The following is an 18,393-nucleotide window of genomic DNA, read 5'->3' on the forward strand; positions in this document are numbered from 1 at the left end:
GCGGGGCGTCAGTTGGCGCCGGGCGCCCCCAACTCCCTTACGAGCCTTGCCGCCACCGGCACCGCGATCCCGTGCCGCTCCGCCGCCCGCAGCAACGCCCCGCCGATCGCGTCCAGTTCGAGCGGACGTCCGGCCTCCGCGTCACGCTGCATCGACGACTTGGTCCCCGGCGGGAACGCGTCGTACCGGGCGAGCGCCCCGCCCGGGTCCGACGGGCCGCCGTAGGACCGGCTCACCGCGGCCGTCTCCTCCAGCAGGGACGTCAACTCCCCTCGGTGGCGCGTGCGTACGTCGCCCAGGGGGAGGCCGTAGCGGGTGGTGAGGAGGGCGAGGGGGGCGAGGAAGGTCATCTTGGCCCAGAGTGCGGCCGTCTCGTCGGGGAGGACCTGGGTGGTGGGGCCGGCCGCGTTCAGGGCGGTGGCGAGGGTGTCCAGGCGGGGGCGGGGGACCGGGTCGCCGGTCAGGTCGATCTCCGCGAAGGGGCTGCCGTGATCAATGTGCCCCGGGGCGGTGCGCGTCGACTCGACCCGGATGATCGCGGGGGCGACCTGGGCGGGGGTGTAGTGGGCGCGGAGGTGTGCCGGGTGTTCCACGCCGTTCAGGAACGGTACGAGGAGGGCGTCGGCCAGTGCCTTCGCCGGGACGCGGGTCAGTGCCCGGTCCAGGGTCGTCGCCTTGACCGTGATCAGGCAGGCGTCCACCGGTTCGCGTAGCTCCGTGTCGGCCTCCACGGGGGCGGTGAAGTCGCCGAAGCGGGTGCTGTGGACGCGGATTCCGTTCGTACGGAGGGTGTCGGCGGTTTCCTCTCCGGCCAGGCAGATCACCCGGTGTCCGGCGCGGGACAGCAGGGCCGCGAGCAGGCCGCCCACTCCGCCCGGGCCCAGGATCGCCACGGTGAGTTCGTCGTTCGCCATGTGCTTGTCCTCTCGTCGGTCGGCCCCGTGAACGGTGGCCGCCTCGGGGGAGATCATCGCAGGTGTGTTCGGGAGAGGGGCGGCGGGATGGGCTGCGACGCGGGAGACTGGGGGTATGTGCCGCAGTATCAAGACGCTTCGACCGCCTGCTCTGCCCGACGAGGCCACGGAGGAGGAGATGCGGGCTGCCGCGTTGCAGTACGTCCGCAAAGTCTCCGGGTTCCGGGCGCCGGCTGCGCATAACCGTGAGGTCTTTGACCATGCGGTTGATGTGATTGCGGCGGCTACCGCGGAACTGCTTGGGGGGCTTGAGGTGAAGGGGGTGGCTCGGGGGGTGTCGTGAGGTGCGGGGTGGTGGGGCGGGGGGGCGCGGTTCCTCGCGCCCCTGGAAACACGTGCCTGCGGGTCGTCGTGAAGGTGCGGGCCGTGGGGGCTTGTCGCGCCGTTCCCCGCGCCCCTGAAGGCGGACGTGTGCCTGGCGTTCGTTGTGACGTGCGGGCCGGTGGGGGCTTGTCGCGCAGTTCCCCGCGCCCCTAGGGGGGGTGTCGCCTGGCGTGTTTCGTTGTTTAGGAGGCTGTTGCCTCTGGTGTTGTTGGTTGGCGGCGCATTACGTAGGCCGCTGCCGCACCCGCGCCGAACAGGGCCAGCAACGACACCCCCGTTGCCAGCCAGGTCGTGCCCAGCCACTGGGCGCCGTAGTAGCCGAGGGCCACGCTGTAGGCCGCCCAGGAGAGGCCCGCCAGGGCTGACCAGGGGAGGAAGTCCCGGGCTCGGCGGTGGGCGGCGCCTGCGCCCAGGGAGACCACCGAGCGGCCGGCGGGGGCGAAGCGGGCCAGGATGACTAGGGCGCCGCCGCCTCGGGCGAGGGCCTGGCCGAGACGTTCCTGCGCGGTGGTGAGGCGGCGGGAGCGGGAGATCGCGCGGTCCAGGCGTTCGCCGCCGCGCCAGGCGAGCCGGTACGCCACGAGATCGCCGAGGAGGGACGCGGTCGCCGCGGACGCGATCAGCGCCAGGATGCTCGGGACCTCGTGAGGCACGGGAACCGCGTCGATCGCCGCACCGGTGCCCGCTGCCGCCGCCGTCGCGGCCGCGATGACCAGGACACCGCTCGGCAGGACCGGCAGGAACACATCAAGGAGTACGGACAGGGCGACCATGGCGTAGATCCATGGACTGCCGGTCAGTGACCCCACACTCTCGAACAACGCGTCTCCCCGTGAACTCCCCCGTGGGCCATACCTGCCGCGGTGTCGCGAGGGAGCGGCAGGGGCGGCCAGTGACAGCCATACAGCGTACGCCCGGGCAGTGACAGGAGATTCACGGGGGGCGCGAGTGATCGGCACAGCGTGTTCACCCGGCTGCCCCGTCCCAGGGGGCGGCCCGCGCCCGCATCCCGTAGCAACGTAGGCAAAGGGGAACCAAGCGGAACAAGACGTGAGGAACGGTACACATCATGGTGGCAGGGATATGCGCGGGCGCCGTCGTCGCGGCCGTACTGGCGAGCGGTACGGGCGGCGCCGCGGCCGGTGCTCCGGACGGTTTCTGGATGCGGACGGACGCGCGGTTCGCGCCGGTCGGCGCCCTCGTGCCGTCGGCGGCGGTGACGTACGACAGCAAGCTGGTGCCCGCCGCCGCGTGGATTCAGGTGAATCAGCACACGGCGGTGGGCGGTGCCACGACGGTGAAGCTGCGGGTCGACGGGATGGTGCCGGGACACGCGTACGCCGTCCATGTGCACCAGAAGCCGTGCGGCGCGGACCCGGCCGCCGCGGGCGGGCACTTCCAGCACAAACCGTCCACCGATCCGGCCGCCGCCAACGCCGACAACGAGGTCTGGCTCGACTTCACGGCCGACGAGCACGGTGCCGCCGAGGCGAGCGCCCGGCACGCGTGGGGCTTCCGGCAGGGCGAGGCGTCCTCCGTCGTGATCCATGACAGGCCGGGCAGCCACACCCGCGCCGCCTGCTTCACGGTGCCGTTCGGCTGGGCTCCCTGACCTGCGGGGACGAACAGGAGCGGGCGCCGGTGTCCGGCGCCCGCCGGCCGGCCGCCGGTGTTGTCGCCGCCGCGCGCAGCACCGCCCGTGCCACCGCGTCCGCGTCCGACAGTGTCACCGAGTCCACCCCGGGCCGGGCGCCCGCCGCGGTCACCCAGTGCACGCCCTCCGTGGGCACCCCGAACGCGAACCGCCTTTCGTGGACGGCTCCCTGACGGTCTATCAGGCGGTACGGGCGGGGTGTCACGTCCAGTCCGCCCGTCTCGTAGCCGTCCACCGTGTGCGGCCGGCACCGGCCCGTGCGCAGCAGCCGGCCGAGGAGTTCGTCGGCGGTGCGGCGCAGGTCCGGTTCGGGGAGGCGCGCCTCGATGAGGGTGGTCACACGGACCGCCGAGCCCGGTATCTCGGGCGAGGACGCCACCCAGGCGCCGTCCGCCTCCCGTACGTCGAGCCGCGGCCCGAGCACCTCCACCACGCCCGCCTCGACCAGCGCGGCCAGCTCCTCGATACGGCGGCGGGGCGGTCCGATGGACAGGAACGCGTTGAGCGGGGTGTACCAGCGGTCCAGGTGGTCACGGCGCGAGGCACCGGCCAGGCCGCCGTGGTCGACGACCAGCCGGAGTTCGTTGCGCAGATCGCGCAGCACGTCCAGGGCCGCCTTGAGCGGGCCGTCCACGTTGCCGCGCGCCGCGTGCTCCGCGTCCTCGCGCAGATACGACAGCAGCCAGTCCCGCCAGGCCGCCGGGTGCGCGAGATCGCGTTCCCCGTACGGCCGGGACAGCCGGTCCCAGCACCAGCGGTCGGCCGCCGGCACCCCGAACTCGTCCAGGATCAGGGCCTCTTGGGGGTCCCGGTGCGGGACGGCGAGGAAGCGCTCGGCGAAGTCCGCCGACGCCGGGTGCCGGGAGAGACGCAGCAGCGCGGTGTAGTAGACCGTCTCGACCTCCTTCGCCACCAACGGCCATATCTCCGTGAGGAATTCGGGCGGCTCGGCCGAGTCGGCGCGTTTGCGGAAGGCGGATATCGCCTCGGGGGTGAGGACTTGGGGAATGTGGCGGCCGTAGGGGCCCTTCGCGTTGTCGCCGCGGGCCTGGTACGGGATGCCCCGGCGTGAACCGGCGTACAGACGGGGCTCGTCGCCCGAGCGGACGTAGCGCAGGGACCCGTTCCGCGCGCGGACGAAACGGCCGCCTCTGCCCGTCGTCAACAGGGCCGTGTGGTCGAAGAAGTTGAGGCCCAGGCCGCGCAACAGGACGGGTTCGCCGGGGCGTACGACGGACAGGTCGACGTCGGCCGGGTTGGCGGGCGGGATGTGGTGCAGGCCGTGGCGGTCGGCGTAGGCGGTGAGGCGGCGGTGGGCCGGGTCCGGGATCGTCGGGAGGTGGCCCTGCGCCAGGACGACGGCCGAAAGGGCGGACAGGGTACGGCCGTTGTCGAGGGTGAGGGACTGGTGGCCGTCGGCCGTGTCGTCGAGGCGTACGGCGCGGGCCGTGTGCGGCCGCACATGGACGGAGTCGGGGGCCTCGCGGACGGTGCGGGCGAACACCCACTCCAGATAGCGGCCGTAGTGCGCGCGGGTGGGGTAGTCGTCCGGGCCGAGTTCGGCGGGCGCCCACTCGTGCAGACTCGGGCCGGGGCGGATCGGCCCCGAGCAGTCGACGCTGTCGTCGGTGAAGAGGGTCACCTGCGAGGCCACGGTGTTCATCAGCAGCTCGGGCGACTGCGCGGAGCGCCATACGCGGCCGGGGCCCGGGGGTGCCGGGTCGACGACGTGCACGGTGAGCCGGGCGCCGGGCGGGAGGAGCTCCGGCGCGGAGGCGCAGAGGCGTTCCAGGACGCTGGTACCGCGCGGACCGGCGCCGACCACGGCGACGGAGACGGAGACCGGTTCGCCGTCGAACGCGTTCACTGGGGACAAAGGGGTGACTCCCGGGCGTGTGGGGGCGCAATGGAGCAGACCGCCCGCTCGGAAGCGGACGGTCCGCCTCATCATGCCCGCAACGGGATCACGAGGGTGTCAGGGGGGAGTCCTCCACGGTCCGCAGCGTCCCGTCCGGCCGTGCCTGCTCCAGCCGCAGCCGGGCCGAACGGCCGCGCAGCGTGAGGGTCATGAGCTGGTTGCCGAACCAGGGCCCGCCCGTTTTGCGCCACGTCACCGACGGGTCGGGGCAGCGGCCGTGCCGGACGAGACGGCGGCCGAGGCCGCGCGCGACCGCGCTCCAGCCGAAGCGGAAGCCGACGCGCATATAGGCGGGGATGGAGTTGTGGACCGGGGAGCAGGTGAGCTGGAGGACCCGCGAGTCCGGAGGCCCGGCCGCACCTGAAGTCCCGGGACGGTCACGCCACTTGGGCTCGGCCACATACGCGTGGTGCACGTCTCCCGACAGCACGAGCACCGATGCCGGCGCCTCGTCCCCCGTCCCCGCCTCGGCGATCAGGTCCGCCAGCTGCTCGAAGGACTCCGGGAACGCCGCCCAGTGTTCGAGGTCGGCCGCGCGGCGCAGCTTCTCGCCGAACCCGGCCCAGCGGGCGCCCCGTTCGCCCCGGCTCAGGGCCGCGTCCCAGGTCTCGGCGTCGTGGACGAGATGGGGCAGCAGCCAGGGCAGGGAGGTGCCGATGAGGAGGTGGTCGTAGGAGGCGCGGTCCTTGAGTGCCTCCGTGCGCAGCCAGTCGGCCTCGCCGGGGTCGAGCATCGCGCGGTGCTGTTCGTCGAGGACGCGGGCCGCCCTGCTGTCCACCATCAGCAGCCGGACGCGGCCGAAGTCGCGGCGGTAGCTCCAGCGGACGGAGGCCGGGTCGGCATCGGCGCGGGAGGCGAAGGCACGGAGTTCGTCGGTGCCGTCGGGGGCGCCACGGACCGCCGAGTAGAGGGGATCGGCGGCGAGTTCGGCGGGGGAGAGGTTCCCGAGGTGCTGGTGCACCCAGTACGACATCAGCCCGCTCAGCAGCCGCTCGCGCCACCAGGCGGTGTCCCGCATGTCCGCGACCCAGGCGGCGGAGGTGTTCCAGTCGTCGATCACGTCGTGGTCGTCGAAGATCATGCACGACGGCACGGTGGACAGCAGCCAGCGGATCTCCGGGTCGAGCCAGGACTCGTAGTAGAGGTGCGTGTACTCCTCGTAGTCCGCGACCTCGCCGCCCGGCGGCTCGCGCAGGTCGCGGCGGGCGGAGAGCCAGCGGCGGGTCGCGTCGGAGACCTCGTCGGCATACACCTGGTCGCCCAGCAGGACGAGTACGTCCGGCCGTTCGGACTCCGGCTCGCGGGCGATGCGCGAGGCCAGCGAGTCCAGGGCGTCCGGGCCCACCGGGTCGTGGGAGCCGGCGGCCGGCGCGGCCCAGCGGCAGGAGCCGAACGCGACGCGGACCGTGCCGTCGGCGTCCGGGGTGTGGATCACCGACGGAGGGAACGGCGAGTCGGGCAGCGGCCATACGCGCGTGCCGTCCAGGAACACGTCGTACGGCGTCGACGTCCCGGCCGTGAGGCCCTCCACCGGCACCAACGCGTAGTGGTGGCCCGCCACTTGGAAGGTGCGGGCGGTGCCGCCCGCGCCGTCCGCACAGCGCACCTCGGCCGTGCACGGACGGCTCGCCTCGACCCAGACCGTCGCCGACGATCCGTCGGCGTAGCGAAGCAGTGGTCCAAGACTCAGTCCGGCCACGGTCGATCACCTGCCCCCTGCATGGTCGGGCTCGCCTCCGGGGGCCTCGCCCCTTCGGCCCGCCCTCCTCCGTCGCCCCGTACGGTACGGAACGACGGAGGTCAGTGGCCAGGTTCCGCAGATCACCGGTTGGCGGCGATCAGCAACCGGAGAGGTAGTTCGTCAGCGCGGTCTTCTCGGCGGAGTCGACCGACAGGTCGTAGTAGTACTTCACCTGCACCCAGGCACGGACGTACGTGCAGCGGTACGAGGTCAGCGACGGCATCCAGGTGGCCGGGTCCTGGTCGCCCTTGGACTGGTTGACGTTGTCGGTGACCGCGAGGAGCTGCGGGCGGGTCACGTCGTTGGCGAAGGACTCGCGCTGGGCGGTGGTCCAGTTGCGGGCGCCGGAGTCCCAGGCCTCGGCCAGCGGCACGAGGTGGTCGATGTCCACGTCGGAGGCGGCGGTCCAGGTGGCGCCGTCGTAGGGGGAGTACCAGCTGCCGCTGGTCGCGGTGCAGGCGGAGTTGGTGACGACGTTCGTGCCGTCGCGCTTGAGGATCCACTCACGGGTGTTGCAGGTGCCGCTGATGGTGTCCCAGGTCGGGAACAGGTCGCGCACGTAGCCGGTCCTGACCTCGGTCGCCACGGTGAGGGAGGCGAGGTAGGTACGGGCGGCGGCCGCGCTGACGGGCGTGGGGAGGGCGGCGGAGGCGGTCGGGCTGTTGAACAGGGCGACGGAGGCTATGAGTCCGGTGAACGCCGCGAGTATGCTTAGCCGTCGACGCGCGTAGAACTTCGGCATACGAACTCCCTTGTGGTGTGGGGGTGTTGGAGTGCGAGCGAGGGAATGCTCGCCGTGCCGTGTTGCCGGAAGGTGTGTGTTCGGTAAGAAGTTAGTGACGTGTTCATGTCACAACAAGGGGTGCGGCGAGACTTTCCTCACGGGCGGGGCGGCCCGGATCTCGCGTACAGTGGACGGCGCAGAAGGGGAGTAGCTCTTCGCCGGACCGTCGACATACTGCTCAGCTCGTTCTGAGCCGGCGCCCGGAGGCAGGTTCGTCCGCAGGTGGACGGGCTGGCCAGCGAGACCTTCGGTAAGCAGTGCACTAGTCGTTTTTCGCGTGCGCTGCCGTGCCGAGGTGTCCGCGGACAGCGACGATTCTCTCGGCGGGGCGGCGACTCCGACCGATTGAGGAATTTTGATCAGCATCAGCGTGACGGCGCTCGTTTTCGGCGTCGTCTTTCTCGCCGAACTCCCCGACAAGACCGCGCTCGCCGGACTCGTCCTCGGCACCCGTTACCGCGCCTCGTACGTCTTCGCCGGCGTCGCCGCCGCGTTCCTTCTCCATGTCGTGCTGGCGGTGGCCGCGGGCAGCGTACTGACGCTGCTGCCGCAGCAGTTGGTGGCCGCGGTGACCGGTGTGCTCTTCCTGGCCGGGGCCGCGGTGCTGCTCTTCAAGAGGGGCGACGACGAGGAGGAGGTCCGCGCGCCGAAGGACCAGTCCTTCTGGAAGGTGTCCGGCGCCGGATTCATGCTCATCCTGGTCGCCGAGTTCGGTGACCTGACCCAGATCATGACGGCCAACCTCGCGGCCCGTTACGACGACCCGTTCTCGGTCGGTCTCGGCGCGGTGCTGGCGCTGTGGGCGGTCGCGGGGCTGGGCATCGTGGGCGGAAAGGCGCTGATGAAGCGGGTGCCGCTGAAGCTGATCACGCAGATCGCGGCGGTGCTGATGCTGGCGCTGGGGGCGTGGAGTCTGTGGGAGGCCGTCGCCGGGTGACGGGGGTGGCGTGACGGGGGTGCGGGGCGCCTGGTGCCGGGGGTGCGGGGCGCCGGGTGGCGGGGGCTCTCGTTCGGCGGGGTGAGCTGAACGGTGAGTGAACTGTTCCGGGGGGTGGTGGCGCGATGCCGGTCCGGTTTTGTACCGTAGAGAAACAAAGTGGCTCCCGTCCGTTTTCCCTGACCGGCGGACGGGGCCGCCTTGTCCCTCCGGGGGTCATCCGCCGCGCCCCCTCCCGTTCGTTCCTTGGAGCCTGCCGATGACGGCCACCACCGTGCTCACCGCCCGTGCCCTGCTGCTGGACATGGACGGCACCCTCGTCGACTCGCATGCCGTGGTCGAGCGGATCTGGCGGAACTGGGCCGACCGGCACGGGCTGAACGCGGACGAGGTCATGAAGGTCGTGCACGGGCGGCAGGGGTACGCGTCGATGGCGCTGCTGCTGCCGAACCGGCCCATGGAGCAGAACTACGCGGAGAACGCGCGCATGCTCGCCGAGGAGACCGCCGACGTCGAGGGCGTCGTCCCCGTTCCCGGTGCGGTGGAGTTCCTCGCCTCGCTGCGGGGGCTGCCGCACGCGCTCGTCACCTCGGCGGATGTCGCCCTCTCCACGGCGCGGATGGGGGCGGCCGGGCTGGAACTTCCCGAGGTTCGGGTCACCGCCGAGTCCGTCGGCGCGAGCAAGCCGGACCCTGAGGGGTTCCTGAAGGGCGCGGCCGAGCTGGGCGTCGCGCCCGCGGACTGTGTGGTGTTCGAGGACTCGGGGGCGGGGATCGCGGCGGGGCGCTCCGCGGGGATGCGGGTGGTGGGGGTTGGGCCGCAGGCCGGGTTCCATCGGGCGGATGTCGTGGTGCGGGATTTGCGTGAGGTGCGGGTTGAGGGGGTTGCGGGTGGGGGGATTCGGCTGCACGTGGGGTGACGTGCGGTGACTTGGGGTGACCCGGGGTGAGTGGTACGGCGGTTGGGGGGCTTGGGTTGTTTTGTGGGTGCCGCGCCGTGGGGGCTGGGCGCGCAGTTCCCCGCGCCCCTTTAGGGGGTGGCCCCTTGGGGGTTGGCCTGCGGGTGAGGCTTGGATCCCCTGACCCCCACCTGTGTCGCGTTACGGCTGGGAGGTTTCCGACTCCAGTTTTGTGCGGGTTGTCTGGCCGTAGACGCCTGGCGTGTCGGATGTGATGCCTCGGGCCAGTTGGTAGGTGCGGACCGAGGACTGGACCTGTTTGTCGAAGATGCCGTTCTCGGGGCCGGTGTAGAGCCTCAACTGGGTGAGGCGGAGCTGGAGTTCGGTCACCTCGGGGCCCTCGTCGCCGCGTTGCAGGACCGGGGCGGGCGTGCTGCTGCTCTGGTGGTTGGTGGCCGACGCGGTGGAGGCGGTGGCCGTGGGGGTCGGGGTGCGGCTCGGCTTCGCGGACGTGGAGGGTGTGGCCGAGGGGGTCGAGGACGCCGTCGGTGACGGAGTCTCGCCGAGTGACGGGGTCGGGGACGCCGTCGTCGGCCCGGCGGACGGGGAGCCGCTCGTGGTCGGTGTCGCCGAGGCCGCGCTCTCCGACTCGGCCGGGACGCTCGCCCGTACGTCCTGCGGGGCCGCGTCGTCCCGGGACGGGGGCTCGTACGAGAACAGGCCGCCGGCGAAGCCGGCCACCGCTGTCACCGCCACGGCCGCTCCCGCCATGGCGAGCAGCGCGGTACGGCGGCGACGCGTCGGGTTCCGGTCGCCCTCACCCGTGGACGCACCCGGGGTCCCCTCGCGGCCTCCGCCGTCCTCGCCGTCCTCGAACAGGCTCAGGTCGGTGGCGTTCGGGGTCGTGTCCGAGGGGGCCCGCAGGGTGGGCAGGACCGAGGTCTCCCCCTGAGGGGCGGGCGCCGGCGGCACCGCGCGCAGCGGCATCGTCTCCTCGACGGCGGGCAGTCGCTGGGTCTCGGCCGCACCGGCCGCGCCCTCTGGTGCCCCCGATGTCCCCGAGCCCGCCGTGGGCCCCGGTCCCTTCGCCTCCCCGTCCAGCTCCACATACGGCCTGATCCGCAGCGGGTCGAAGTCCTCCGCCGCTGCCGCCTCCGCCGTGCGCGTGTCGCGGAGCGCGTCGGCCGCCTGCTGGGTGCAGGTGCACGACGGGGAGCCGTCGGCTGCCCGGGGTGCGCCGCACCGCGGGCATATGTGGCCCTTCGCCTCGTTCACGTGTTCGTCCCTCCCCGTGGATCTCCAGAGGTTATGCGGATCTCCTTCACCCCGTCTCCTCGGACCCCCGGAACGACGGCTTCCCATCGGACTCAACAGGCCGTAACCGGCCATACCGATCACCATGGATGTGTAACGAGAGCCGCAGGAGGTCTTCATGGCCGGCGATGCGCACGGTATGACGGGGAATGTGCACCACGCGCAGCCACCGGAGGGGCCCCCGCGACGGGGCAGTTCCGCCCAGGAACACGTGTCGGGCAACGTCCTCGTCTCGATCGGGGCGCTGCTCCTCGGGCTGCTCCTCGCCGCCCTCGACCAGACCATCGTGTCGACCGCGCTGCCGACGATCGTCAGCGACCTCGGCGGACTGGAACACCTGTCGTGGGTCGTCACCGCGTATCTGCTCGCGTCGACCGCCGCGACCCCGCTGTGGGGCAAACTCGGCGACCAGTACGGACGGAAGCGGCTCTACCAGATCGCGATCCTGATCTTCCTCGTCGGGTCCGCACTGTGCGGCGCGGCGCAGAACATGCCCCAGCTGATCGCCTTCCGGGCCTTGCAGGGTCTCGGCGGCGGCGGGCTGATCGTGTTGTCGATGGCGATCGTCGGCGATGTGGTCGCACCCCGTGAACGCGGGCGCTACCAGGGCCTGTTCGGGGCCGTGTTCGGTGCGACGAGTGTCCTCGGGCCGCTTCTCGGCGGGCTGTTCACCGAGCATCTGAGCTGGCGCTGGGTCTTCTACATCAACCTCCCCGTCGGTGTCGTCGCCCTCGCCGTCATCGCGACCGCGCTGCACATCCCGCGCAGGTCGACCCGGCACGTCATCGACTACCTCGGCACCTTCCTCATCGCCGCCGTCGCCACCTGCCTGGTCCTGGTCGCCTCGCTCGGCGGTACGACCTGGGGCTGGGGCTCGCCGCAGATCATCGGGCTCGCGGTGCTCGGCGTCGTGCTGATCGTGGCGTTCGTCGTCGTGGAGCGCCGGGCCGCCGAACCCGTCCTGCCGCTCAAGCTGTTCCGCGTCCGCACCTTCACGCTCGCCGCCGTCATCAGCTTCATCGTCGGCTTCGCGATGTTCGGCGCGATGACCTATCTGCCGACGTTCCTCCAGGTCGTGCAGGGCATCTCCCCGACCATGTCCGGTGTGCACATGCTGCCGATGGTGTTCGGCATGCTGATCTCGTCCACCACGTCCGGCCAGATCGTCAGCCGCACCGGCCGCTGGAAGGTGTTCCCCATCGCGGGCACCGGCGTCACCGCGCTCGGCCTGCTGCTGCTCCACCAACTCGACGAGGGCAGTTCCACCGCCGAGATGAGCGCGTACTTCTTCGTCTTCGGGCTCGGACTCGGCCTGGTCATGCAGGTGTTGGTGCTGATCGTGCAGAACGCCGTCTCGTACGAGGACCTCGGCGTCGCCACCTCGGGCGCGACCTTCTTCCGCTCCATCGGGGCCTCCTTCGGCGTCGCCATCTTCGGCACGGTCTTCGCGAGCCGTCTCGGCGACAAACTCACCGACGCCCTCAAGGGCACCTCCCTCCCGCCCGGCGTCACCCCGGACGGGCTGGAGTCGGACCCGCGCGGAATCTCCCAACTCCCGCCCGCCGTACGCCCGGAGGCCCTGCACGCATACGCCTCGTCCATCACCGACGTCTTCCTCTACGCGGCCCCCGTCGCCCTCGTCGGCTTCGTCCTGGCGTGGTTCCTCAAGGAGGACAAGCTGCGCGGCTCGGTCACGGCACCCGACGTCAGCGAGACCCTCGCGAGCAACCCGGTCCAGCGCTCCTCCTACGACGAGGTGTGCCGCGCGCTGTCCGTGCTCGGCACCCGGGAGGGCCGCCGCGAGATCTACCGGACCATCACCACCAAGGCGGGCTACGACCTTCAGCCGGCGGCGAGTTGGCTGCTGCTGCGCATCAAGCGGGACGGCTGGGCGGAGCCGGGTGTCCTCGCCGAACGCAGCACCGTGCCGCTGCCAGTGATCCTCGCCGCCGTCCGCCAGGTCGAGGAGCGCAGGCTGGCCGTACGCGAGGGCCTCGACCTCCGGCTCACCGACCAGGGCCGGGAAGTGGCCGAGAAGCTGTCCCTGGCCCGTGAGGAATCTCTCGCCGAGACCCTGGGCGACTGGTGGGGTCCTGACCGGCCCACGGACCTCATCCAGCTGGTGAAGGAGCTGAACGGGGAGCTGTGCGGCTCGGACCGCGAACAGCCGCACGACGGGGCGTCCACGGCGCTCAGTTGAGGCTCTTCCGGAACCAGTGCTCCGCGTACGGGTCGTCGTTGTGCCGCTCCGTCTCCTGGTAGCCGAGCCGTGCGTACAGCGCGCGTGCCTCCACCAGGTCGGTGCGGGTGTCGAGGATCATCACCTCGGCGCCCAGCTCGCGGGCGGCGTCCTCGGCGGCCTTCACCAGCCTCGGCGCGCCGCCCCGGCCGCGCATCCCCTCGTACACGAAGACCCTCGTCAACTCGGCGACGCCGCCCCCGAGGAGCCGCACCCCCGCATTCCCGGCCGCCTCCCCGTCGTACCGGGCGACGAGCAACAGCCCGTCGGGCGGGGCGAGTTCGGAGCCGGTGTGGGCGGCGATCTCGCGTTCCAGTTCCTCCGGGTCCGTCCGCCGCCGCTCGTGCAGGAGGTACCAGCGGTCGCTGACCTCCGTGTAGTAGGCCCGCCAGAGTGCGGCGGCGGCCGGGGAGTCGACGGGCTCCGGGGTGATCGTCCAGGTCATACGGGCATTGTCACGAGGCGGTGGGGATGCGGCGCAAGCGAATATGGGTGACCTCGGGGGAGTCGAGGACCTGGGTCTTGTGCCACTCGATGTGCGCGTCGCCGAGGTGGTCGAACAGGCGCCGTCCGCCGCACGCGAGGACCGGCACGACATGCAGCAGGAGTTCGTCCAACCATCCCGCGCGGATGAACTGCTGGGCCAGGTCGGCGCCCCCGGCCAGCGAGATGTCCTTGTCGCCGGCCGCCTCGCGGGCCAGCTCCAGCGCGCGGGCGGGGCCCTCGGTGACGAAGTGGTAGGTCGTGCCGCCCTTCTTCACCACCGACTCGCGTGCGTGGTGCGTCACGACGAACACCGGTGTGTGGAACGGCGGTTCGTCGCCCCACGGGACCTCCCCGGTGATGAACATGCCGTGCCCCATGACCACCGCGCCGGGCCGTTCCGTCCACTCGGCGAGCAGGGTGTCGTCGGGGCCCTCCGTGCCGCCCTCCATGCCCTGCATCCGGCGGAAGCTCCGCAGCCCGAACACCCAGGAGTGCAGCCGCTCCCCGCCGATGCCCAGCGGATGCTCCCGCCCCGACTCCGGGCCCGCGATGTACCCGTCCAGCGACATGGCCAGCCGTGCGATGACGTCACTCATGACAACCTCCTCGATGGTTTCTCACCCCTGCGTCGAACGGGGCGGGACGGAATCGACACACCGGCGCCATGAATTCCCCGGAGGTGTGGCCGTCGTTTGAAGGGGGTCTTTACGGCAACCCGGTAGGGGAACCGACCGGCTACGAGAGCCGGTTGGGCGAGAACCCGGAAGGCACTCATGTCCACAGGCGTGATCATCGTTTTGATCGTGATCGTGGTCGGCGTGGTCGCTGCCGCGGCCGCCCTGGCGCTGCGTGCCCGAGGCGCGACCGGCGGCTCGGGCTTGAAGCGCCGCTTCGGACCGGAGTACGACCGGACCGTTGCCCGGCACAACGGCGACGCGAAGGCCGCCGAGCAGGAGCTCGGCGCGCGCGTCCAGGAGCACGGTTCGTTGCAGGAGAAGCCGCTGGAGCCCGCGGCCCGTGAGCAGTACCAGGCACGCTGGGCCGCCGCCCAGGAGCGGTTCGTCGATTCGCCCCGCGAGGCCATGTCCGAGGTCGACCAGCTGCTCGGCCAGGTCGCCGGAGCCCGGGGCTTCCCCGACGTCCAGGAGTACGAGAAGCAGTTCGACGCGCTCTCCGTGCACCACGCGGACCACGTCCACGGCTACCGGCGCGTCCACCGCGTCGTCACCACGCGTGCGAACGGCACACCGGAGAGCCAGGCCGGGACCGAGGAGATGCGTGAGGCCATGCTCGAAGCCCGCGCCCTCTTCGACGACCTGATGAACGACGGCAACCGCGACGGCAGTGGCCACGGAGGCGGCGGTCGCCATTCGTTCGGCGCATTCAACAAGCAGGCACTGAAGGGGAGTTGAGCTACATGTCCGATGCGATACGGCCGACCGGCGACTCGAACACCGAGCGCAAGGAGAACGAGCGCAGGGCAACCGACGCGAGCGCCGACAGGACCACCGGACAGCGGGACGCCGACAAGGCCTCGCGCGAGTCCGCCACCGGCACCACCGGCACGGGAACCACCGGCACGGGAACCACCGGCACCGGCACGACCGGCACCAAGCCCTTCGACACCAAGTCCGGTGACAGGACCGCCGACGACAAGTCCGCGCTGCGGGGCACCGGCTCCGACAAGGAGAGGGCGACCCCCCTCGGCTCGGACCGCTCGGACCGCACCGACCGCTCGGACCGCACCGCCTCGCCGGCCTCGACGTCCGACCGGGCGATTCCGTCCCCGCGCGAGGGCGACCCGACGGAGACGCGCGGCGAGCGCACTGCCCAGTCGACCCGCACCGAGCGCGGTGACCGCACCGAGCAGTCCACCCCGTCCGTCCACGCCCCCGAACCGGCCCCCGCGGTCGGCTCCGGCAACGGACGCCGCGTCCCCCAGGACGCCGAGAACGGCAGCCTGCTGCCGCACGACGAGAGCGACAAGTTCAGCCTGCGGCTCCAGCACGCGGTCACCGGGTTCGTGGACGAGCCCCGGTCCGCCGTCGAGGAGGCCGACCACGTGCTGGAAGAGGTCGCCGCCCGCTTCACCGAGGCCGTCACCAAGCGCCGCGCCACCCTGCACGGCTCCTGGGAGTCCAAGGGCTCGGACGGCGCGGACGACACCGAGCAACTCCGCCTGGCCCTGCGGGACTACCGCGAACTGACGGAGCGGCTCCTCCACCTGTGACCGGCCTGGGCTGTCCATTCAGCCCTGTCCGTCAGCCGCCCGGCGCTCCCGCCACTCCCGCGCGACCTCTTCGACGTCGTACGGCTTCATCCCGAGCGGGGGTCCGGGCGGCGGCTTGAACATCATCTCGCGGATCTTCACGTTCACTTCGGTGATGATCCGCCGGGCGATCCGCTCCGAAGAGGCCGAGTACGCCGCAGCAAGGGCGTCCTCGGCCTCTTTGCGCAGTGCCAGCGTGGGCGGCAGCACGGAGATGCCCTCGCGGGCCATCTTCTGCTTGATCCACCACAGTTCGTCGTACGTCGTGTCGGCGCCGGACGGCAACGGCTTGCCCGCGCCCGGCAGATGGGCGAACTCTCCGGCCTGCTCCGCATCCCGGATCTGCTTGTCGACCCAGGACTCGAAGGACACACCCGGTGGCTTTCGCTCGGTCATGACTTCATTGTGCCGGACGCGGCGGCACCGGGCGATTTATCATGCGCCCGCTGCTGTAAGGACACTTCAAGGGGAGCGCACGTGCTCGAACTCACCATGGCCTCGGTCTCCGGGACGGACGAGGGCGCGACCGCCGGCATGCTGATGGCCGACGCGCCCAGTGACCCGGGCGCGGTGCTGCGGGTGGGCCGGGACGAGTCGGTGTGCCGGCTGGTGACACCGGACGACTGGCTGTTCATCTCGCGGGTCCATCTGGAGTTCCTGTGCGGACCCGAGGGGGTGTGGCAGGTGAGCTGGCTGCGCGGCTCCCAGCCCGACCCGTCCTCCGAAGTACGCCTGATCGTCGGGGAGTACGCCCAGACGGTCGGCTACGGCGGAAGCGTGCCGTTGCCCCGGGGCGGCAGCGGCGAGATCGTCATCCAGGACCGCACCGGGCCGCGCAGCGTCAACGTCGGCTTCTATCACGGGAGTTGAGCTAGGGCAGCACGCGCGCCAGCGCGAAGCCGTCGTATCCCTTCCGGCCCACCGTCTGGATCGCGGTGCCCGAGAGACGCGCGTGCGAGCCGATCAGCTCGATCGCGGTGCGCGTGCCCTGGACGTCCGGCGAGGCGTTGTCCGGGTCGGCGACCCGGCCGCCGCGCACGACGTTGTCGACGATGATCAGGCTGCCGGGGCGGGTGAGCTTGAGGGCCCACTCGACGTAGTGCGGGTTGTTGCTCTTGTCGGCGTCGATGAAGACCAGGTCGAAGGGGTCCTGGTGTTCGTCGACGAGGACGGGCAGCGACTCCAGGGCCGGGCCCACCCGCACCTCGACGATCTTGTCGAGGCCCGCGCGGGCGATGTTGCGGGTGGCGACCTCGGCGTGCCGCGCGCTGTACTCCAGGGTGACCACGCGGCCGTCGGCGGGCAGTGCGCGGGCCAGCCAGATCGTGCTGTAGCCGCCGAGGGTGCCGATCTCCAGGACGCGGGTGGCGCCCTGGATCTGGGCCAGCAGGTGGAGCAGCTTGCCCTCGGCGGCGCTCACGGCGATCTCCGGCAGCCCGGCGGCCTCGCTGTCACGCAGGGCCGCCGTCAACACCTCATCCTCCGGGGCGAGTTGGCCGATGAAGTAGTCGTCGACGTCGTCCCACAGCTGTGTCTCACTCATGTGCTGGTGCCTTTCGTGCGTCCGGTGACGTGGGCCGAGCACCCGCGTCGGCCACCCAAGTCAACTACCCGGCGGGTGCGTCGGAGGCGGTGGAAACGCCGGTGGCGGCGGGATCTCCGGCCGCCGGGAGCGTCGTACGAGGAACAGGACGGTGGCCGTGAGGAGCACCGCGAGGCTTCCGGCGATCGTCAGCAGCCAGGCCGGGACGCCCGCGATCCTCGTCAACCGGTCCTCGTAGATGACCTGGTGGAACGGGGTGTCGGTCGCCGTGCGGCGCAGCAGGTGGTCGCCGGTGATGCGGGCCGGGTCGGGGAACTCCTGGTTGACGGCGGTGAGGAACGGGGTGCCCCTGGCGAGGGCGGACAGCGGGCCGGAGGTGGTGGGGACGCGGCCCGCGTAGGCGACCCGGGGCGGTTCGCCGCCGATGGTGCCGCCGGGTTCCATGCGGTGCGCGGCGAGGATGAACAGGCCGAGGGACTGCGGGGTGCGGGCCAGCCGGGAGAGGCGCATCGGGTAGACGGGGGACTCGGCGGCGAAGGTGAGGTGCAGCGGGTCGAGGGCGCCCTGGAGCGGGGTGCCGGCTGCCGCGGGGGCGAGGCGGACCGCGACGTACTCCCAGCGCTGGTCGACGTACGGCTGGAGGGCCTGGTCAAGGCGGGACGGCAGGACGAACCCGTTCGTGTGCAACCAGTCACCGAGCGCGTCCGGGTCGGTGGCGGTCAGCCGGGCCACGTCGAAGGGGCCGAGGCGCTCACGGCCGATCACACCGACTCCGGGGGCCGTGACGGCGCCGGGCGGGGCGCCGCCGCCCGCACCGCCGGAGACGAGCGGCCAGTCGCCGTCCTGGGGCCAGAAGTGGTGACGGACGCGGTGCGCGGGCGCGGTGAGCGTGTTCAGCGCGTCGAAGAGCGCCGGGTCGGCGAGCGTGACCGTCGCCCGGTGCGGGACCGGCATGATCCAGGCGGCCCGCCGTGCGTCACCGGAGACAGTGAGCCGCATCACGATCTGTTCCTGGCGCCCGTCCCAGCGCACCACGGATGTCTCGCGCCCCACCGCCACCCGCTGCGCGCCGCCCGGCACCAGGGCGCCGCAGCCGCACGCCCAGGCCGGTGCCACCAGGGAGCCGAGTTGCAGGGCGAACAACGCCAGTACGACGGCCAGTGCGCGTGCCGGGGCCCGGCCCCGCGGTAAACCGATCATGTCGACAAGCTAGCGGGGCCGGTCGGAAGCGCGCAGTTGTTTCCCGTGCCCAGGCAACCTCACGCCCACTATCGTCATCCGGACAAAAGGAGAGCGGCCGTCAGGTGAAGGG

The 18,393-nt window shown here is 71.7% G+C and carries 19 protein-coding genes; 8 read left to right on the forward strand and 11 right to left on the reverse strand.

Annotated elements, in window-relative coordinates; translation table 11 throughout:
- Positions 1-8 precede the first annotated feature (8 nt).
- On the reverse strand, positions 9-914 hold the full coding sequence (locus ACIRB1_RS08165) for a ketopantoate reductase family protein (protein WP_403464984.1): 906 nt from the start codon (positions 912-914) through the stop codon (positions 9-11).
- Positions 915-1,029: 115 nt separating this feature from the next.
- On the opposite strand from ACIRB1_RS08165, the gene ACIRB1_RS08170 reads away from it, so the two are divergent.
- The gene (locus ACIRB1_RS08170; protein WP_352183405.1) at positions 1,030-1,257 is read left to right on the forward strand and encodes a DUF2277 domain-containing protein; all 228 of its coding nucleotides are present in this window, start codon (positions 1,030-1,032) and stop codon (positions 1,255-1,257) included.
- 223 nt (positions 1,258-1,480) lie between these two features.
- Here ACIRB1_RS08170 and ACIRB1_RS08175 read toward each other — a convergent pair whose 3' ends face one another.
- A complete protein-coding gene (locus tag ACIRB1_RS08175; RefSeq protein WP_403465366.1) occupies positions 1,481-2,071 on the reverse strand; it encodes a DedA family protein in 591 nt (196 codons plus the stop codon).
- A 296-nt stretch (positions 2,072-2,367) separates the two neighbouring features.
- On the opposite strand from ACIRB1_RS08175, the gene ACIRB1_RS08180 reads away from it, so the two are divergent.
- Positions 2,368-2,910 carry a superoxide dismutase family protein gene (locus ACIRB1_RS08180; protein ID WP_352183406.1) on the forward strand — a complete coding sequence of 181 codons (543 nt, stop codon included), beginning with the start codon at positions 2,368-2,370 and terminating at the stop codon, positions 2,908-2,910.
- On the opposite strand, the gene ACIRB1_RS08185 is transcribed toward ACIRB1_RS08180, so the two are convergent.
- From ACIRB1_RS08185 to ACIRB1_RS08195, 3 genes are all read right to left on the reverse strand, one after another.
- Positions 2,882-4,828: an FAD/NAD(P)-binding protein gene (locus ACIRB1_RS08185; protein WP_403464985.1), complete on the reverse strand. Its 1,947-nt coding sequence runs from the start codon at positions 4,826-4,828 to the stop codon at positions 2,882-2,884. The two genes, ACIRB1_RS08180 and ACIRB1_RS08185, sit on opposite strands and share 29 nt — an antisense overlap.
- A gap of 88 nt (positions 4,829-4,916) precedes the next feature.
- Positions 4,917-6,569, reverse strand: a complete 1,653-nt coding sequence (locus tag ACIRB1_RS08190) for an alkaline phosphatase D family protein (RefSeq protein WP_403464986.1) — start codon at positions 6,567-6,569, stop codon at positions 4,917-4,919.
- A gap of 139 nt (positions 6,570-6,708) precedes the next feature.
- The gene (locus ACIRB1_RS08195; protein ID WP_403464987.1) at positions 6,709-7,353 is read right to left on the reverse strand and encodes an HNH endonuclease family protein; all 645 of its coding nucleotides are present in this window, start codon (positions 7,351-7,353) and stop codon (positions 6,709-6,711) included.
- Positions 7,354-7,750: 397 nt separating this feature from the next.
- On the opposite strand from ACIRB1_RS08195, the gene ACIRB1_RS08200 reads away from it, so the two are divergent.
- Positions 7,751-8,332, forward strand: a complete 582-nt coding sequence (locus ACIRB1_RS08200) for a TMEM165/GDT1 family protein (RefSeq protein ID WP_352183410.1) — start codon at positions 7,751-7,753, stop codon at positions 8,330-8,332.
- 259 nt (positions 8,333-8,591) lie between these two features.
- A complete protein-coding gene (locus ACIRB1_RS08205; protein WP_352183411.1) occupies positions 8,592-9,251 on the forward strand; it encodes an HAD family hydrolase in 660 nt (219 codons plus the stop codon).
- Positions 9,252-9,431: 180 nt separating this feature from the next.
- Here the strand turns inward: ACIRB1_RS08205 and ACIRB1_RS08210 are convergent, their stop codons facing one another.
- Positions 9,432-10,505, reverse strand: a complete 1,074-nt coding sequence (locus tag ACIRB1_RS08210; RefSeq protein ID WP_403464988.1) for a peptidoglycan-binding protein — start codon at positions 10,503-10,505, stop codon at positions 9,432-9,434.
- 157 nt (positions 10,506-10,662) lie between these two features.
- Here ACIRB1_RS08210 and ACIRB1_RS08215 point away from each other — a divergent pair, with 157 nt between their 5' ends.
- On the forward strand, positions 10,663-12,744 hold the full coding sequence (locus tag ACIRB1_RS08215; RefSeq protein WP_352183413.1) for an MFS transporter: 2,082 nt from the start codon (positions 10,663-10,665) through the stop codon (positions 12,742-12,744).
- Here ACIRB1_RS08215 and ACIRB1_RS08220 read toward each other — a convergent pair.
- Complete coding sequence (locus tag ACIRB1_RS08220) at positions 12,737-13,228, reverse strand: GNAT family N-acetyltransferase (RefSeq protein ID WP_403464989.1); 492 nt, start codon at positions 13,226-13,228, stop codon at positions 12,737-12,739. The genes ACIRB1_RS08215 and ACIRB1_RS08220 overlap by 8 nt on opposite strands.
- A gap of 10 nt (positions 13,229-13,238) precedes the next feature.
- Positions 13,239-13,865 (reverse strand): dihydrofolate reductase family protein, encoded by a 627-nt coding sequence (locus ACIRB1_RS08225; protein ID WP_403464990.1) that lies wholly within the window; start codon positions 13,863-13,865, stop codon positions 13,239-13,241.
- A 177-nt stretch (positions 13,866-14,042) separates the two neighbouring features.
- On the opposite strand from ACIRB1_RS08225, the gene ACIRB1_RS08230 reads away from it, so the two are divergent.
- Together ACIRB1_RS08230 and ACIRB1_RS08235 are read left to right on the forward strand one after the other, a co-directional pair.
- Positions 14,043-14,681 carry a hypothetical protein gene (locus ACIRB1_RS08230; RefSeq protein ID WP_403464991.1) on the forward strand — a complete coding sequence of 213 codons (639 nt, stop codon included), beginning with the start codon at positions 14,043-14,045 and terminating at the stop codon, positions 14,679-14,681.
- A gap of 5 nt (positions 14,682-14,686) precedes the next feature.
- The gene (locus tag ACIRB1_RS08235) at positions 14,687-15,499 is read left to right on the forward strand and encodes a hypothetical protein (RefSeq protein ID WP_403464992.1); all 813 of its coding nucleotides are present in this window, start codon (positions 14,687-14,689) and stop codon (positions 15,497-15,499) included.
- Positions 15,500-15,517: 18 nt separating this feature from the next.
- Here the strand turns inward: ACIRB1_RS08235 and ACIRB1_RS08240 are convergent, their stop codons facing one another.
- Positions 15,518-15,934, reverse strand: a complete 417-nt coding sequence (locus ACIRB1_RS08240; protein WP_403464993.1) for a DUF1992 domain-containing protein — start codon at positions 15,932-15,934, stop codon at positions 15,518-15,520.
- A gap of 81 nt (positions 15,935-16,015) precedes the next feature.
- Here ACIRB1_RS08240 and ACIRB1_RS08245 point away from each other — a divergent pair, with 81 nt between their 5' ends.
- Positions 16,016-16,408 (forward strand): hypothetical protein, encoded by a 393-nt coding sequence (locus tag ACIRB1_RS08245; protein ID WP_403464994.1) that lies wholly within the window; start codon positions 16,016-16,018, stop codon positions 16,406-16,408.
- Position 16,409: 1 nt separating this feature from the next.
- Here ACIRB1_RS08245 and ACIRB1_RS08250 read toward each other — a convergent pair whose 3' ends face one another.
- Together ACIRB1_RS08250 and ACIRB1_RS08255 are read right to left on the reverse strand one after the other, a co-directional pair.
- Positions 16,410-17,081, reverse strand: coding sequence for an O-methyltransferase (locus ACIRB1_RS08250; protein ID WP_403464995.1), 672 nt, complete (start codon positions 17,079-17,081; stop codon positions 16,410-16,412).
- A gap of 60 nt (positions 17,082-17,141) precedes the next feature.
- A complete protein-coding gene (locus ACIRB1_RS08255; protein WP_403464996.1) occupies positions 17,142-18,281 on the reverse strand; it encodes a DUF2330 domain-containing protein in 1,140 nt (379 codons plus the stop codon).
- Between the last annotated feature and the right edge of the window lie 112 nt (positions 18,282-18,393).

The sequence above is a fragment of the Streptomyces sp. NPDC096013 genome (genome assembly GCF_044763565.1).
In the GTDB taxonomy this organism is placed as follows: domain Bacteria; phylum Actinomycetota; class Actinomycetes; order Streptomycetales; family Streptomycetaceae; genus Streptomyces.